Below are 18044 nucleotides of genomic sequence, written 5' to 3' on the forward strand. Positions count from 1 at the left end.
ACCTCAGACCCTATGGATCAGCCATTAATTAATTTTGACGATTATTCCCTTATTGGACTAATATTCAATGGGGTCGGTTGCCTATTTTGGGTGGTGGCCTACGTTGTTTTAGTTTGGGAAATCAGAAAGAAAAAATTCGTAGAAATGCCTGCCTATGTAGCTGGTGCCAATATCGGTTGGGAATTTGTATGGAGTTGGATCTATCACCCTAACACGGGGCTTTTATATGCTTTGAGCTATCAAGCAGCCTTTCTTTTAGATTGCTTTATTTTTTATTCTGTTCTCCGATATGGAACCAAACAACCCATGAATGAGAACACCAAAAAGCATTTTGCACTCTTCTGCATTATCAATTTCATCTTTTGGATTCTATTCAGCTACTTCTATAGAAATGAAGGATTTGACACCTTAATTGGTGCAAACTCGGGCTATATCATCAATGTCATCCTTTCCGTTCAATGCGTTTTCCTTCTGATGCAAACCAAAGATACCGGAGAATTTTCCATGGTATTAGCATGGGCTAGAATGCTCGGAACAGGACTGATCTCAGTCTCCATGTTTTTCTTTTACCCAGAGAATCATTTTGTACAGTTCTTGGGAATTTCTTGTTTCCTTCTGGACAGTACCTTCATCTATGTCCTTTGGAAAAGGCATGGAAAACTATTTGGTTCTCTTAGTACAGTTTCATAATGCTTAGAAAGATTACAGAATATTTTATTCCAGCGAAAAAGAAAGAGTCTGGTGATGAATTAAGATCTGAACGCATCTTCATTGCAGTGCTTTTAATTTCATCCATTTCCAATTTTCTTGGGATAAATCTGGCAGTTGAAATTGACGCAAAACTCAACGGGCAGCTTCTTTTCGTCAATGGAATTATTAATCTTATTATTCTTTTTGCCTATCGGCAAGGTTTAGCCAAAAATATAGCGGCGGGACTTTTCTTGACTCAATTTGCAATAAGTTTCCCGCTCCAAGCTTGGCTACAGGGAGGACTTTCTTCTCCTGCCACGGCTGCATTTTTCTTATTGCCATCAGTGGCCATGTTGATCCAAGGAAAAAGAGCATCAATCTTTTGGGTAATTGTCTCTGCCTTTCTCATGTTGGGGATATTGATACTTGAGAATACGATCGGTGTACCAGAACCCCAATACAATACCGAAAAGGAACAGGTCTTCTTCTTCTCATCCATTTTGGGAACCAATATTACCATATTCTTGATCCTATTGGTTTACGAATTGGGCAAGTCAAAAGCTCTCAAAAATATCCAGGAGAAAAACGTAGCATTAATCAATACTCAAGAGCAACTTATCCAGGCAGAAAAAATGGCTTCTTTAGGTGAATTGACAGCGGGAATCGCTCATGAAATCCAAAATCCGCTCAATTTTGTCAACAACTTTTCTGAAGTAAGCGAAGAACTTTTAGAGGAAATTCAAGAAGAAATCAGCAAAGGGAATTTTGAAGAGGTAAAGGCTATCACCGATGATTTAAAGCAGAACCTTTCAAAAATTAATCATCACGGTAAAAGAGCTGGAGCAATCGTCAAAGGAATGCTGGAGCACAGTAGAAAAAGTGATGGAATAAGAGAACCGATCAACATCAATGAATTAGCTGAGGAATGTATCAGGTTGAGCTTCCATGGGTTCAAGGCCAAAGAAAAATACAGCAAGGTCGAATACACAATAGATTTTGAAAAAGGCTTACCTCATATCGAGGTTATCCCTCAGGATATCAATAGAGTATTGATCAATGTATTCAATAATGCATTTTACGCAGTACATGACAGATCGAAGACTACCGAAGATCTATTTCGCCCCCATGTAAAGGTAGCTACCAAGTCCACTTCAAATGGAATAATGATTTCAGTCCATGACAATGGTGTTGGGATTCCAGAACATATCAAGGATAAAATTTTCCAACCATTTTTCACCACCAAACCTACTGGTCAAGGCACTGGGTTGGGCTTGAGTTTAAGCTATGACATCATCAAAGCGCATGGAGGTAAAATTGAGATAAAGTCTGACCCCAATCAAGGCACTGAATTCGTCATTTATTTCTTCCACTAAGCATTTGTAATAGCTCAAGCTCTTTTCCGCCAGAAAGAAGCTAAAAGGGAACCTGAAACATTCATCAAAGGCCCAAAAACTGCCGGAGCTAATCCTACGGTAGAGATTTTGCCCATTTGAACAGCTATGCCTGATGCCAATCCTGAATTTTGCATGCCTACTTCCAAGGCGATCGTCTTGCATGATTTGGAATCCAATCCAGATACTTTGGCAGTAAAAAATCCCAAAAGGTAACCAAGTCCATTATGTAAAATACATGCTAAAATCAGCAGCAATCCAATATCCAGAAGGCTCTCCCTCCCATTTGCGGTAATCACTCCTACGATAAGAATAATACCTCCCATCGATATCAAAGGCATTATTCGATCTAACCATTGAATACTTCCCTTCAAAAACCTGTTAAATATTAGACCAAGCGCAATGGGGATAATCACAATCTGAATGATACTCCACATCATCTCCAGAAAATTAACAGGCACATAATCCCCTCCAAGCCAGCTCATCAGTAGCGGAGTGATCACAGGTGCAATTGCAGTGGCTACAGCTGTCATAGTAACAGAAAGTGCCAGGTTTGCCTTTGCTAAATAGGACATAACATTGGAAGCTAGGCCACTGGGAGAACTTCCAACCAAAATAAAACCAGCAGCAATTTCTGGAGGGAAATTGAAGCTTTTTGCCAAAGCAAATCCTAAAAATGGCATAATTGTAAATTGACAGAGTATTCCTATCAAAACACCTTTCGGCATTTGGATCACTCCTTTGAAATCCTTGAGACTCATTTCTGTCCCTACTCCAAACATGATAACCTGTAATAGTGGGACAATGAATTTGGAAGTACTTATCCCTCCCCAATTCATAAGAATCTCAGGATAAATAAAAGCAATGGAAACAATGACAAGAACTAAAAAAGGAAAAAGTAAGCTTTTCAATTTAGATAGATAGAAGGTTCAACTTTGGGTTTTATTATGAATTCAGATACTAAATATAGTTTATCATTATCTATGGAGAAGTCAAATCAGCTAGAGACCTTAAAAACATCTTTTGATTAATCCTATTGAATCCCAAGCAATGTAATTAGACTGATTACTGGAAAGGCTTGTCTATTTAGGCAATCCCCAGTTTCCAACCTCCTATCAAATAGTCCAAATGAGCTGAATTTCAGATATTTTCCAATCTAAAATACCTGAACATATTTATCCCTATAATCTTGAATTCTAAATAGTTTTTGTATTTTTCCAATATGAGAAATGTCATTCGTCACTAGAATGATGCATCATTTCCAGATTTTTATTACCCATTTGAGTTTTATGTCCGAGTTGATTGTTTTCAAAGTGGCTTTTCAAATGATTAAAAGCCATCAAAATCAAATTATTTCACGATCCCAAATAGTTTGGGAAAGAATAATACTCATTGGAGTTAAATTTCTGAGTAAAGGCATTTCACCATATAAACCTGAATTTACAATTGATTTCAAATGAGATCACTTATAACTTTTTCATTTGTATTCCTTTTTGGACTGGTTGCTTGTAATCAGGAAGAGAAAACCTCTAACCAAAATCCAATCGGGAATTGGTCTCCTCCTGAGAAAATTGTGGTTTCCGAACTTCCTGCAGAAAAACAGCCACAAATAATTCAAATGGGAGCTCCCGAAGTCAAACGTGTGGGAGGAAATAGAGGTGGAAATATTTTACCTCCAATCAAAAAAGATCTACTAACCCTACAAGAATATGATGGGAGCATGGCTCTTAACGCCTTAGGACAACCTTATTTGCTAGGTGATGGCGGCATTGCACAATTCAAAAAAATCACGTCTGACGAAGGACTTCCCATGGATGGGATTTATTGCGCCATGGTAGATAGCAGAGGACATATTTGGTTTGGAACCAATGGAGGAGGGTTAAGTAGATATGATGGAGTAGACTTCACAAACTACACGGGCAATCAAGGATTAGGTAGTCCGTCAATTAGAAGTATAAATGAAGATTCAAAGGGTAATATTTGGATTGGCACAGCAGATAAAGTCGTTTCTAAATTTGATGGGAGAACATTTAAAAATTTCTATGGCGACCAGATTTCAAATGAAGTTGTCTACAGTATTTATGAGGACTCTAAAGGAATTCTTTGGTTTGGTACAGATGGAGAGGGCTTAGTCAAATATGATGGAAATGAATTTGAAAAAATCACTACTGAAGATGGTTTAGCCCATAATTCAGTAATAAGTATTTTTGAGGATAAGGATGGTTACTTGTGGGTTGGGACAAGTGGCGGAGGAGTTTCAAAGTATAATGGAGAATCGTTTGAAAATTTTGATACCTCAAATGGTCTAGCAGGGAATCGCGTAAGGTCAATTTTTCAAGATAGTAAAGGGATCATCTGGTTTGGAACCCTGGGAACTGGGGTTAGCAAATATGACGGTCAAAATTTCCAAACCATTGGGATAGACGATGGACTAGCAGGAATGGTAGTCAGATCAATCAATGAGGATCATGAAAATAATGTGTGGTTTGCGACAGAGTATGGCGTGACCAAATGGACAGGAAAAGACTTTATATCATATACTACTGAACAAGGCTTAGTTGGCAATAATGTTTATGATTTAACTATTGATGATTTTGGAAAAATCTGGTTTAGCACTGATGGCAGCGGAGTAAGTAGACTGGATGGGATGAGTTTTACAAACTTTACCGCTCAACAAGGTCTTTCGGGAAACATAGTGCTAAGTATTATGGAAGATAGTACTGGCGACTTATGGTTTGGAACTGTAGATGGCGGACTTAGCAAATTCGATGGGAAATCATTTGTTTCTTATACTCAATCTCAAGGATTAGCAGGTGAAATTGCCTACTGTATTTTAGAAGACTCCTCAGGCAAAATATGGATTGGTGCAGCCGGAGATGGAATAAGTATTTTTGACTCCAATACTTTCACTAATTACTCCTCCGATCAAGGTCTCCCAACCAACGAAATTTATTCTCTTGTTGAAAGTCGGGACGGGAAGATCTGGATAGGAACTGATGCAGGAATATTAATAAATGACAATGGAGTTTACACCTATTATTCTGAAGAAAATGGATTAAGCTCAAATAATATTGTTTCTATTACAGAAGATAGTGATGGTATTATTTGGATTGGAAGCTTGGGGGGAGGATTGACCAGATTTGACGGTAAAACTTTCCTTCATTTTACAATTGACCAAGGATTAGCCGATAGCTCCGTTTTGAGGATTAAGGAAGATTCAAATGGGAATCTTTGGGTTGGCACTGCCAATGGCATTAGTTTTTTAACTGAAGAAAACCGAAAAAATATAATCTCTTGGAAATACAATGGAGAAACCCCACTATTCCAGACATTTAATAGTCAAGACGGATTGCCCGACGACACTATTTTACAAATTGTTGAACTGGGAAATGGTCAAATGGCTATTGGTACAAATGAGGGAATTTCAACATTTTATTTCTATCAAGATTCATCCAAAAATATTCAGGAGTTAGAGACCTACCATTCTGATACAGGATACCCTGTTAAAGATCTTACTGATGGTCAAGACGGAATGTTTTTAGATTCAAAAGGAATTTTGTGGGCAGGAACTGGTAGTGTCAAAACAGGACTAGCAAGGTTAGACCTTTCTAAGGTCTCAAAAAACACTTCAAAACCAACACCACTAATTAAGCAAGTAAGAATCAATGAAGAGATAATTCCATGGTATACACTAGCCCCTGAATCTAGTGAAGATGCATTTGAAAAAGTAACCGATCAATTGATTACGCTAGAAAGAAGGTTGGATGAAAACGAAGAGCTGGAACTGAAAGAAAAGTTTAAAGGAATTTCTTTTGACAATATTCAACCATTTTTCCCAATCCCTTTAGGATTGACTTTACCCTATCAGCACAATCACCTCAACATTGAATATGGCACAAATGAACTAGCTCGGCCTTTCCTAATTGAATACCAATATATATTAGAAGGATATGACACTGATTGGAGTCCCGTGTTAAAAAGGACCTCTGCCACATTTGGCAACATTCATGAAGGTGATTACACTTTTAAAATACGTGCGCGGTATACCGGAACCTCCACAGAGGAAGCCTCAGAATGGACCGAACCGATTGAGTTTTCCTTTACCGTATTGCCACCTTGGTATAGAAGCTGGTGGGCATATTTGGTTTACGGAGTTCTAATTTTATGGCTCCTTTATCCCATTAATCTTTATTTGAAAAACCGTCTATTAAAGGCGGAAAGGGAGAAAGCTAAAGAAAGAGAACTAGAGCATGCCAAGCAGATCGAAAAGGCATACACCGATTTGGAATCAGCACATGAAAACCTCAAATCAACTCAATCTCAACTGATTCAAGCTGAGAAAATGGCCTCTTTGGGTGAGTTGACTGCAGGTATTGCTCATGAGATTCAAAACCCATTGAATTTTGTCAAAAACTTCTCAGAAGTTAGCCATGAATTGGTAGATGAAATGAACGAGGAGATTCAGGCTGGAGATTTTGAAGAAGCTAAATTACTCGCCAAGGACATCCAAGATAACTTGGATAGAATTAGCACTCATAGTATGAGGGCTGATGCTATTGTGAAAGCAATGCTTCAGCATAGCAAAGCGACTGTTGGAACCAAAGAACTGGTAGACATTAATGCCATTTGTGATGAATCCATCCGATTGAGTTATCATGGAGTGAGAGCGAAAGAAAAAGACTTTAGCGTAGAATATAAAACCGACCTAGAGCCTAATCTACCTCAAGTGGAAGTGATCAGACAAGAATTGGTAAGGGCCTTGATCAATATGTGCAACAATGCGTTTTTTGCTGTCAACGAGCGGGTTCACCAATTAGGAAATACGGATTTCAAACCTGTAGTATCCATTTCTACGAAGAAGACTCTTGGGGGAATTGAAATTGAATTAGCAGACAATGGAGTTGGGATAAAGAAAGATGTTATTGAAAAGATTTTCCAACCATTCTTTACAACCAAGCCTACTGGTCAGGGAACTGGATTGGGACTATCTTTGAGTTATGATATCATCAAGTCCTATTCGGGAGATATTCGGGTGAAAAGCTCAACCGAGGAAAATCCTGGGACAATTTTCACTATCTTTTTACCGATAAACTCAAGTTCTTAATTTTTAAGATTGCAATAACCACAAGCGGGTAATATGATAATAGCTATAATTTCTTTAATACTACTTCACTATCTGAAACGTCCAATGGGCCTGATCAAGGTTTCTCCTGAATGGGTAAGAATATTCAATGGAGGAATGATAGCAGCCGGTGTATTATGGATTGTCATTGGCTTCAACATACCAATAATCAGTGATTTAGCGCGTATTCTTTCTTTTATTCTAATAGGCCTGATCGTCTATGTAACTCTCAAAACAGAAGATCTTCAGCATAGGAAAGGAATGGTTTACGCTTGGTTACCAATTATCGGAGTGGAGATTATTCAAGCGTTAGTAGAAATCATCAGTGAGAGCTTTTACAAAAGGTATGAGACTTATTTTGAGGCGGCAGGTGTATTCGCCTTTATTTGGGCCATAGCCATGTGGGTTAATAATTCGAAGCAAAGAAAGGCTTTGGAGTTGGAGAAACTGAAGGCAATGCAACGTGAAAAAGAGTTTCAAATCACTGAATCTCTCAAAACCCAATTGGAAAGACAGGTTGCTCAAAGAACCAAAGAACTTACCAATCAAAAGAATGAATTACAGCATGCCTTGAAAGATCTTCAAGCTGCACAAAATCAATTAATTCACGCTGAGAAAATGGCATCTTTGGGTGAGTTAACAGCAGGGATCGCACACGAAATTCAAAACCCTCTCAATTTTGTAAACAACTTTTCTGATGTAAGTACTGAACTTCTAACTGAGTTGAAAGAAGAACTTGAAGCAGGAAACAAGGAGGATGCCATGGAGATTTTGGAGGATGTAATTCAAAACCTTGGCAAAATTCACCACCATGGAAAACGTGCCGATTCCATTGTAAAAGGGATGCTCCTTCATTCAAGAAGCAGTACTGGGCAAAAAGAACTGACAGACATCAATGCATTAGCAGACGAATATCTTCGACTTTCTTACCATGGGCTAAGAGCCAAGGACAAAAGTTTTACAGCAGATTTCAAATTAGAGGAAGATCCGAGCTTGGAAAAAATGAACGTTGTGCCCGGCGATTTGGGAAGAGTTCTTTTGAATTTGATCAATAATGGATTTTACGCTGCTGGAGAGAAGAAAAAAGAACTGGCAGAAAAGGGTAATACAGAGTTTCTTCCAAAAGTAACGGTATCTATTAAAAAAGTGGATTCGGGTGTAGAAATCCGAGTAAGGGACAATGGAAAAGGAATACCAGAGGACATCAAAGCCAAAATATTCCAGCCATTTTTCACAACAAAGCCAACAGGAAAAGGTACCGGACTGGGGCTTTCAATGAGTTACGACATTGTAACAAAAGGTCATAATGGTGAAATAAATGTCATCAGTGAGCCTGAAGAGTTTACAGAGTTTGAAATTAAAATTCCAAATCAATGAAAAGCAAAATATTAATAGTGGATGACGAGAAAGATGTGGAATTACTTTTTCGTCAAAAATTCAGAAAGGAGATTAAATCAGGAACTCTTGAGCTTTGTTTTGCTTTCTCTGGAGACGAGGCATTAGGCATTTTGGATAGTGAAAATCCACCTCAGGTAGTATATGTATTTTCTGATATCAACATGCCAGGCATGAGTGGACTCGAACTATTGGCAAAAGTAAAGGAACGCTTCCCACAGATTAATGTCAGCATGATTTCGGCCTATGGAGATAGTCAGAATTATGAAAAGGCAATGAATTCAGGTGCCAAAGAATTTTTTACCAAACCCATAGATTTTGAATCCTTAAAGAAAGAAATCGGTGGGATGATCAAGGAAAATTAAATAATAAATAGAATGGTCAAAATACTGGTTGTAGATGATGAAGCAGATTTGGAAATTCTGATCAAACAGAAATTCCGAAAGCGAATCCGCGAGGGTGAGTTTGAATTTTATTTTGCCCTAAACGGAAGACAAGCATTGGAAGTATTGGAAGATCACTCAGACCTAGATTTGATCTTGAGTGATATCAATATGCCAGAAATGGATGGTTTGACACTCCTTTCTAAAGTCAAAGAGAAGAATTCTCTTCTTAAAACTGTCATCATTTCTGCCTATGGAGACATGGAAAATATCCGAACAGCCATGAATCTAGGGGCCTTTGACTTCATTACCAAGCCAGTTGACTTCAGGGATTTAGAGATCACTCTAGATAAGACTATCCAATACAGAAACCAGATCAAATCCACACTCAAGGCTCTTCGGGAAAATAATATCCTAAAAATGTATGTGGACGAAACGGTGCTCAATTTCATGGGAAATAAGGAGTTGGAGTCCAGTCTGATGGAAAATGAGACCATCGTCGCTTCAGTTGCTTTTATTGATTTGGTGGCATTCACCAAAATCTCTGAAAATGAAGAACCTAATGTGGTGGTAGGCCTTCTCAATGAATATTTTGACTTGATGGTCAAGGAAATTATCGAGCAAAAAGGCAGCGTTGACAAATTTATCGGAGATGCTGTCATGGCGGTTTTCCAAGGTGACAATCACTTTGAAAGAGCTATCAGAACAGCCCTTTCCATTCGGGACAAAATGGAGGAAATCCCTGTCTTTTCTGCTGAAACTAATTTTAGACCTGAAGTCTCCATAGGAATAAATGCAGGGGAAATGGTTTCTGGGAATATCGGTTCCCGGTCTCTAAAAAGACTGGATTACACTGTTATTGGAGACACAGTCAACGTTTCTGCAAGATTACAATCCGCTGCAAAGCCAGCCCAAATATTAGTCCTTGAAAGCTGCGCCCAAGAAGTGAAGGATCTTTTTGAGTTTCAAAATATGGGCGAAATCAAATTGAAGAATAAAGCCTTACCGGCTAAAGTTTTTGAAGTAGTCAAAGCTATTTCCTGATTAGATTAAAAATGAATTTCAATTTCGGACAATTTTGAATTCGTTCGATTGCGAACTATTTACATTACTGATTTCCAATTGCTTTCCCATTTGGGAAAAATGAAATAGATTCATTCCGGAAAAACCCAAATCATATGAGAAAAATTACCCAACCTGCTCTTTTGGTTGCTTTGGGAACCACACTTTCTGTGGCTGCCATCATTCCAAAAGCGAATCAAAATCCGACTCCAATGAATCGGAAAATGGTAGTCTCAGATAGTACCAAAAAAGACTCTCTTGACTATCCAAAATTCAAAGATCTACCCCTAAAGCCTGAACGTGAAGTAAAATTCACCACGGAAGAAGGAACTTGGATGAGTGTGGATGTTAGTCCTGACGGGAAAACCATTGCATTTGACTTGATGGGAGACATTTATACCATGCCTATCGAAGGAGGAAAAGCTACTCCTATTACCACTGGCATGGCTTATGAAACTCACCCTAGATTTTCTCCAGATGGAGAAAAGATCCTTTTCACATCTGATAGAGCGGGAAGTGACAACCTGTGGTACATTGACATGGTCAAAAAGGATACAGTTCAAGTTACCAAAGATAAAAACGGTGATGTTCCTGGAGCTGATTGGACCCCGGATGGTGACTACATAATTGCCAGTAAAGGAAGAAGAATCCACAAACTTTTCATGTATCATAAAGATGGAGGAGGCGGAATCCAACTAAATGAGTCCCCTTCCTCAATGAAAACTATTGATCCTGTAATAAGCCCTGATGGTAAAAAGATTTACTTCTCCTATCGAACCGGAGCATGGAATTACAATGCCTTGCTTCCTCAATATCAGGTTGGGACTTATGACATTGAAGAAGGAAATATTACCAGTATTACCAGCAGGTATGGATCTGCATTTACACCAACACTTTCCAATGATGGAAAATGGCTAGTTTATGGTTCTAGATGGCATGAAAAAACCGGTTTGGTCCTTCGAAACCTAGAAACCGGAGATGAAAACTGGTTGGCCTACCCAGTACAAAGAGATGAGCAAGAATCCATCGCTCCTCAAGGTGTCCTTCCAGCAATGTCATTCACTCCTGATAGCAAATTTGTAATTGCTTCTTATGGAGGAAAAATCTGGAAGCTTCCAGTTGATGGTTCTGATGCTTTAGAAATTCCATTTGAGGCAGATGTAAAACTGGCTATGGGACCGAGATTGTATTTCAACTATGCGATCAAAGACACTACGGCTAAGTTAGCAACTCAAATCAGAGATGGAGTTCCATCACCAGATGGAAAGAAACTAGCATTTACTGCTTTGAACAGACTCTATGTGATGGATTTCCCTGATGGAGAGCCAAAAAGAGTCACCAATTTTGAAATTACTGAGGCAATGCCTTCTTGGTCTCCCGATGGTTCTCAATTGGTATTTACTACTTGGGATGAAGCTGATGGAGGTAGTCTTTACAAAGCTAGCTTTGGAAGAAACGGGGATGTGACGAAGCTCACTACAGAAAATGCTTTATACATGGGACCAGTTTGGGGGCCGAATAATAAAATCGTAGTCTTTAAAGGAGATAGAAGATTAATGATGGAATCAGAAGGCCCTGGTTTTTCAGGAGCTGAAGCGATTCTTGCTTGGATGCCGGCTTCTGGTGGCGAATTCAGAAAAATCATGGATGCCAGGGGAGTCGGAAATGCTCACTTTACGAAAGATACTTCCAGAATCTACCTGAATGGATCAGGAGGAACACTTCTAAGTGTCAAGTGGGATGGGACTGATAAAAAAGAATATGCCAAAATTTCTGGAATTACTCCATTTGGAACGGCTGCTGATCCGCATGATGATCATGAGCACAATGAGGAATTTAGCAGTGTAGAATATGTGATGGGACTTCCAAGATCTACTGCAGATGCGGTGAATTATTGTATGCTTCCAGAAGGCACATCTGCAAGAGAACCTCAAATGAGACCTTCCAGTGCAAGTACCATTTTAATGGCTCCTGAAGGAAACTTAGCCTTGGCTCAAGTGAATAACAACATCTATGTAGTCACTATCCCTACTGCCGGAAAAACTCCTAGCATCAATGTAGGCAACCCTGATGCTTCAAATTTCCCTTCTCGTCAATTGACAGAGATCGGTGGAGAATGGCCTGCCTGGGAAGCTGATGGCAAAAAAGTCCATTGGTCTCTTGGAAACGGACATTGGGTGTATGATGTAGACCGAGCAGTTTTTGTTGAAGACTCTGTAAAAGCTGCTAAAAAGGCAAAAATGCTTGCTGATGCGGATAGCGTAGCCACGCTAAAAGCACAGGGTGAAGATGCGGTCAAACTTGCCGACTCTTTGGCAAAAGCTGAAAAGAAAAGAATCGATTCTCTATTCAAAGCGGATAAAGAATTGGCGAAAGCTGACAGCATCGGAAAAGCAAAGAAGAAAGAGCAAGAAACATACAAGCCATTTGAGCATCAGGTGAAAGTTTACTTTGCAAAGGATATTCCTCAGAGTACTGTTCTCTTGAAAAATGCCAGAATCATCACGATGAATGGTTCAGAGGTTATTGAAAACGGAGACGTTTTGATAGAAAACAACCGAATCAAGGCTGTTGGAAAAACAGGAACACTCAATGCTGGAAATGCCGAAGTAATAGACGTGAGCGGCAAGACGATTACACCAGGATTTGTTGATACGCATGCGCACATGTGGCCGACTTGGGGTCTTCACAAAAACACAGTTTGGATTTATGCTGCAAACTTAGCCTATGGTGTTACTACAACTCGTGACCCACAAACAGCGACTACTGATGTTCTGACATACGCAGATATGGTTGAAGCTGGAATGGTTCCTGGCCCACGCGTTTACTCTACAGGCCCAGGTGTTGGATACTGGATGTACAATCTGAAGTCTTTGGATCATACCAAAAATGTTTTGAAACAATACAGTAAGTATTACAATACCCAGTACATTAAAATGTATCTAGTAGGAAACCGTCAGCACAGACAGTGGGTAATCATGGCTGCCAAAGATCAGGAATTGATGCCTACAACTGAAGGTGGCTTGGACTACAAACTCAATATGACCCAATTGTTTGATGGCTATCCTGGTCATGAGCATGCTATTCCGATTCATCCTCTTTACTCTGACGTGATCAAAACAATTGCAGAAAGTAAAATGGCTGTCACTCCTACCCTACTTGTGTCATATGGTGGCCCTTGGGCAGAAAACTTTTACTATACCACTGAAAGTCCTCTTCACGATCCAAAATTGAACCGATTCACACCTTATGATGAATTGAATGCAAAAGCAAGAAGACGAGCTGGTGGACTAGGAGGCTGGTTTGCACCAGAGGATCATGTTTTCCCTAAGCATGCCGAAGGAATCAATGCATTAGTCAAAGAGGGAGGACTTGCAGGAGTAGGTTCTCATGGTCAATTACAAGGTCTAGGATACCATTGGGAGCTTTGGTCTGTGGCCAGTGGAGGAATGAGCACAATGGACGCCCTTCGTACAGCCACCATCCTAGGAGCTGAAGCATTAGGTTTGGATAAAGAGCTTGGAAGTATTGAAGCTGGTAAACTCGCAGATTTGGTAATTATGGACTCCAATCCATTGGATAATATCCGAAATACAAATACTGTAAATAAAGTTGTCAAAAATGGTAGAATCTATGATGGCAACACATTGGATGAGATCTATCCTAATCCTAAAAAATTGGATATAAGTTCTTGGACAAAACCTGCTCCAGAAGTAACTACCAGTCTTAAATAAAAAAGGCATTAAACTCTAATAAACAGCCGGTTATACATCCGGCTGTTTCTTTTTTACATGAAAAATTCATCTTTTATCAGTGCCATAGCAAATAAATACAGTTAGTTCTTGGCAGACTACTAATTATTTATTTTCTTATTCTAGAATTCAAGCCTTTAGATGAAAAAAGCTCAACCCCTAAATAGCAGAATTCATTTTTTACTACAGTAAAAATTAATGAAAGACAACTCGGTACAATCTGTTGATTGGAAATCCATATTCTCGCCACATTCACTTGTTTATACAATATGTGGTATTTCTTTGTCGGCAATTGCCTTAAAGGCATTTATGCTACCAAATAAATTCTTGGATGGAGGTGTGACTGGCATTGCTATTTTGGTGAATTTGGGTTTCGGGATCGATATCAACATTTTATTGATTGCGATCAATCTTCCTTTTTTGTTTATGGCTTGGAGAATGATTGGTAAAACATTCGCTGTCCAATCTGGAATCAGTATTTCGCTTTTAGTCATTGCCCTCCATTTCTTGGAAGTACCAACTGTGACTGAAGACAAAGTACTAATTGCGGTATTTGGGGGCTTTCTGATGGGATCCGGGATAGGATTGATCATCAGAGGAGGAGGTTTAATCGATGGTTTTGAGGTAATTACAGAATATTTTCACAAAAACTCTGCACTTACAGCAAGTGAGATAACTGTTTTCCTGAATTCATTGATTATGCTTTCTGCAGCCTATGTTTTTGGCATAGAACCTGCAATGTATTCTATATTGACCTATTTTACCGCAATCAAAACAACCGATTACATTGTCGAGGGTTTTGAAGAATATACTGCTCTTACAATTATTTCTAAAGAACATGAATTAGTAAAAGAATTGATAGTCAAAGATTTCGGAAAGGCAATTTCAGTCTATAAAGGAGAACGAGGCTATCTACCAGATACATTTCATATTAAACATCCTTGCGATATCATCATGACCGTAGTTACTCGTTTGGAAGTACATAGAATCAAGCTTGCCATTCAAGAAATTGATCCCAAGGCATTCTTCTATGTACAGACGATTAAGGAAGTCAAAGGAGGTGTAGTAAAACAAGTAGGAAAGAAGCATGTATGATGGATTTTGAACAAGTAAAAAATAAGGTGTATAGGAACATCTTGGAGAAATTACCCTCCTATTTGACCTATCATAATCTTGCTCACACTGAGTATGTGATGCAAAAAGCTCAATTTCTAGCCAGAATTGAAGATGTTTCGGAGAAAGACCGTGAACTATTAAGATTGGCTTCTTTATTTCACGATACCGGTTTTATTGAAAATCCGAAAAATCACGAAGAAATCGGTTGTGGTATCGCCAAAGAGTATTTGGGTAAAGACCTTAGCTCTGAAGAAATGGACAAAGTCTGTGGAATGATCATGGCCACCAAGATTCCTCAAAGTCCTACCAATAAACTTGAACGAATCATCGCTGATGCCGATTTGGAATATTTAGGCACAGAGGATTTTGAAAGACAAGGAGGAGCACTTTTTGAAGAATTAAAGCACTTCAATCCTAGTTTCTCAGAACAAGCATGGAATGAACTGCAGCTTACTTTTTTAGAAAAGCATCAATACCATACAGACTATTGCAAGAAAAACAGAGAACCCAAAAAACAGGCAAACATTGATTCTGTGAAAGAAAAGCTAAATCTGGTTTAACCTTTAACAGCTTTATAAATCACCTCAAAAACATCCGTAGGCTGGATTTTTCCTTCTTTGACCAATTTTTCACTTCCGATCAATACCGGCTTATCCAAATCATCTTCAGGAATCCTTCCATGAGCTCCTTTTACCAAGCTAGCTTCCAAAGGAATCACATCCATCAAATACCTAAAGCCTAGTTTTTTCTTCAATACTTTCGACCCAACTTTTAGAATTGGAACTTTGATCTTTGGATCCAAAAACAACTCTACTGGATCATATCCGGGCTTTTTATGAATATCCACGCACCTGGCATAATCTGGGGCTTTGGCATCATCTAGCCAGAAATAATAAGTAAACCAGGAGTCTTTATCAGCAACCACCACCAAATCACCGGATCTCTCGTGATCCAATCCATATTTCTTCTTCCCTTTTTCATCTAGGACCATCTCAATCCCTGGAGTATTCTCCAACAGGCTTTTTACCTGATCAAAGATGGAAGGATCTTGAATATGAACGTGTGCTACCTGATGATCCGAAACAGCAAATGCTTTGGATGTTCCAGCATCTAAAGTCTCTAGCCCCAATTCATTTTTCACCTCAATCCATCCTGCAGACCTTAAGATTCTATTGATATGGATTGGTTTAGAAACTGATGTGATTCCGTATTCTGAAAGGACTAATACCTGAGCACCAGAGTTTTCAAAGTAGGTAATCAAATCTTTGACGATATCATCGATCTCATTCAAATCTTTACCAATTTTCTCGAAATCTATCCCATACTTCTGAAGCCCATAATCCAAATGGGGGAGATAGATCAGGTTCAAGGTTGGATTATACCATTCGTCGACTTTTTTTGCCGCATCTGCAATCCATTTGGTCGAGCTGGTATTGGTATTGGGTCCCCAAAAAGAGAATAAGGGAAACTGACCCAATTCTTTTTGAAGTCTGTCCCGAAGCTCCATCGGTTGGCTATGACAATCTGGAAGCTTTCGCCCATCTGAAGGATACAATGGCCGTGGCGTCACAGCATAATCCACAGAAGAATACATATTGTACCACCAGAACATATTGGCACAGGTAAACTCAGGATTTTCAGCCTTGAGTTTGTCCCAGATTTTTGGAGACTGAACCAGACGGTTTGACTGACGCCAGAATTTGATTTCGCATTCATCTTGGAAGTACCATCCATTTCCAACGATTCCATTTTTGGAAGGCATTTCTCCTGTCAAATAAGCGGATTGGGCACTACAGGTAACAGCAGGAAGCACAGGCTCAACTACAGCCTTTTTCTGCTTATCCATCCAAGATTTTAAAAATGGCGTATGCTCTCCGATTACTCTGGAGGACAAAGCTACGATATCAATTACGACAGTCTTTTGCATCTTAATTCAATTGTGAAATCACCCAAGCCAATTCTCTGCTGATCGATTCAGCCAAAGGAAGTCGGGATTCAGGAGGCAATACTTCCCAAGTGTAGGTTTCTACCTCCAAGTGATTACTTAATTCGGGTTTCGATTGAAGCACTTTCAAGACTTCTTCAATCAGGAAGTTTGTAGATTCAAACTCTCCATATTTTTTCATGAAAACAGGAACATGGAAATGAATTCTCCACTCTTCTTCTTTCGCATCCTCCAATTTTTCCAAAGCTGGCAAAAGGTCTGGATACGAAATCAAGCTTCCATCCGTATTTCTACCCACTACTTGATGGAGGTAGGTAGACTCAGCAAATTCAGACAGTTGATCCTTAAGAATACCTCTATCTTGATCCAACATCAATTTCAAGGCTGCAGAGATCTGAACCTTTCCGATTTTTAATCCGGCTTTCGCAAACTTTTCAAATGTCTCCTCAGGCTTTTCATAGACGATAGCGAAATGACACACATCATAGCAAACTTGAATATGGCGCTTGATCAAAGCTTCAGATTCTTTAGGGCTAATTCCCAATGTTTTTGCCAGCTCAGGAGCTCCTTTTGGCAAAAGCCAATCAGTGAACAACCAGACCATTTCATCGGAATTTTCCAAAATCCCATCCGGTTCTGGCTCAATATCTAAATGCAATAACTTACCGGTTTCAGCTTCAATCTTTGACAGCTCAGTCACCACTTCCATCAAATGTGAAGTCGCGACTTCCATGCCTTGATCAAAAGCTTCTTGAGTCTTGAACCAATGTCTATAGGAAACCGGGGAAGTAGAAATTCCTCCATCCTGACCTTCTGGAAGTAATTGAGCTAAAATCTTGAAAGATCGTATGGTATAATCTTTACGCTCAGGAGTGGTCCAATCCGGAAAATGAACTTGGTCTTTGACTACCGTTCTGTGAAAGTCCCCATAAGGAAACCCATTCAGAGTAAAAACATAGGCGTTTTCCTCTTGAAGCCAAGTTTGAAAACGAGCCAATTCTTCTGGCATTTCCAAAATCAAACTCGCCTCATGAGAAAGTCTTAAACCGATTCCAAATGGTCCTTCGAAATCCAGGTTTTTTCGAACCTCCGGGATATAGTGTTTTAAATTTTCAAAAGTAGCCTCCCAGCTTTCACCAGGATGGATATTGCTACAATAGCTTAAATGAAAGTTTGAAAACTTCATGA

The 18044-nt window shown here is 39.2% G+C and carries 12 protein-coding genes; 9 read left to right on the plus strand and 3 right to left on the minus strand.

Features of this window, described 5'->3' with window-relative positions; genetic code table 11:
* Nucleotides 1-12: 12 nt before the first annotated feature.
* Both BUF13_RS07460 and BUF13_RS07465 read left to right on the plus strand, forming a co-directional pair.
* Nucleotides 13-690: a transmembrane-type terpene cyclase gene (locus tag BUF13_RS07460; RefSeq protein ID WP_073571152.1), complete on the plus strand. Its 678-nt coding sequence runs from the start codon at nucleotides 13-15 to the stop codon at nucleotides 688-690.
* Nucleotides 690-2063 (plus strand): sensor histidine kinase, encoded by a 1374-nt coding sequence (locus BUF13_RS07465; RefSeq protein WP_073571153.1) that lies wholly within the window; start codon nucleotides 690-692, stop codon nucleotides 2061-2063. Before BUF13_RS07460 ends, BUF13_RS07465 begins: the two co-directional genes overlap by 1 nt.
* A gap of 14 nt (nucleotides 2064-2077) precedes the next feature.
* Here the strand turns inward: BUF13_RS07465 and BUF13_RS07470 are convergent, their stop codons facing one another.
* Nucleotides 2078-2992, minus strand: a complete 915-nt coding sequence (locus BUF13_RS07470; RefSeq protein WP_073571154.1) for a bile acid:sodium symporter family protein — start codon at nucleotides 2990-2992, stop codon at nucleotides 2078-2080.
* A gap of 545 nt (nucleotides 2993-3537) precedes the next feature.
* Between BUF13_RS07470 and BUF13_RS07480 the strand changes: the two genes are divergently transcribed.
* The 7 genes from BUF13_RS07480 to BUF13_RS07510 all read left to right on the plus strand — a co-directional run bounded on the left by BUF13_RS07480 (nucleotide 3538) and on the right by BUF13_RS07510 (nucleotide 15471).
* Nucleotides 3538-7185 carry a two-component regulator propeller domain-containing protein gene (locus BUF13_RS07480; protein ID WP_073571156.1) on the plus strand — a complete coding sequence of 1216 codons (3648 nt, stop codon included), beginning with the start codon at nucleotides 3538-3540 and terminating at the stop codon, nucleotides 7183-7185.
* A gap of 33 nt (nucleotides 7186-7218) precedes the next feature.
* A complete protein-coding gene (locus tag BUF13_RS07485) occupies nucleotides 7219-8580 on the plus strand; it encodes a sensor histidine kinase (RefSeq protein ID WP_073571157.1) in 1362 nt (453 codons plus the stop codon).
* Nucleotides 8577-8963 (plus strand): response regulator, encoded by a 387-nt coding sequence (locus BUF13_RS07490; protein WP_073571158.1) that lies wholly within the window; start codon nucleotides 8577-8579, stop codon nucleotides 8961-8963. The genes BUF13_RS07485 and BUF13_RS07490 overlap by 4 nt, the downstream gene beginning before the upstream one ends.
* 12 nt (nucleotides 8964-8975) lie before the next feature.
* Nucleotides 8976-10025, plus strand: a complete 1050-nt coding sequence (locus BUF13_RS07495; RefSeq protein ID WP_073571159.1) for an adenylate/guanylate cyclase domain-containing protein — start codon at nucleotides 8976-8978, stop codon at nucleotides 10023-10025.
* A gap of 134 nt (nucleotides 10026-10159) precedes the next feature.
* Entirely contained in the window at nucleotides 10160-13777 is a 3618-nt protein-coding gene (locus BUF13_RS07500) for an amidohydrolase family protein (RefSeq protein ID WP_073571160.1), read from the plus strand.
* Between the two features lie 216 nt (nucleotides 13778-13993).
* Complete coding sequence (locus BUF13_RS07505) at nucleotides 13994-14890, plus strand: YitT family protein (RefSeq protein WP_073571161.1); 897 nt, start codon at nucleotides 13994-13996, stop codon at nucleotides 14888-14890.
* On the plus strand, nucleotides 14887-15471 hold the full coding sequence (locus tag BUF13_RS07510) for an HD domain-containing protein (protein ID WP_083586401.1): 585 nt from the start codon (nucleotides 14887-14889) through the stop codon (nucleotides 15469-15471). The genes BUF13_RS07505 and BUF13_RS07510 overlap by 4 nt, the downstream gene beginning before the upstream one ends.
* Here the strand turns inward: BUF13_RS07510 and BUF13_RS07515 are convergent.
* Together BUF13_RS07515 and eboE are read right to left on the minus strand one after the other, a co-directional pair.
* Nucleotides 15468-16838 (minus strand): alkaline phosphatase family protein, encoded by a 1371-nt coding sequence (locus tag BUF13_RS07515; RefSeq protein WP_073571163.1) that lies wholly within the window; start codon nucleotides 16836-16838, stop codon nucleotides 15468-15470. The genes BUF13_RS07510 and BUF13_RS07515 overlap by 4 nt on opposite strands.
* A 1-nt stretch (nucleotide 16839) precedes the next feature.
* Nucleotides 16840-18042 carry a metabolite traffic protein EboE gene (gene eboE / locus BUF13_RS07520; protein WP_073571164.1) on the minus strand — a complete coding sequence of 401 codons (1203 nt, stop codon included), beginning with the start codon at nucleotides 18040-18042 and terminating at the stop codon, nucleotides 16840-16842.
* Nucleotides 18043-18044: the final 2 nt, after the last annotated feature.

This window comes from Algoriphagus zhangzhouensis, assembly GCF_900148515.1.
In the GTDB taxonomy this organism is placed as follows: Bacteria; Bacteroidota; Bacteroidia; order Cytophagales; family Cyclobacteriaceae; genus Algoriphagus; species Algoriphagus zhangzhouensis.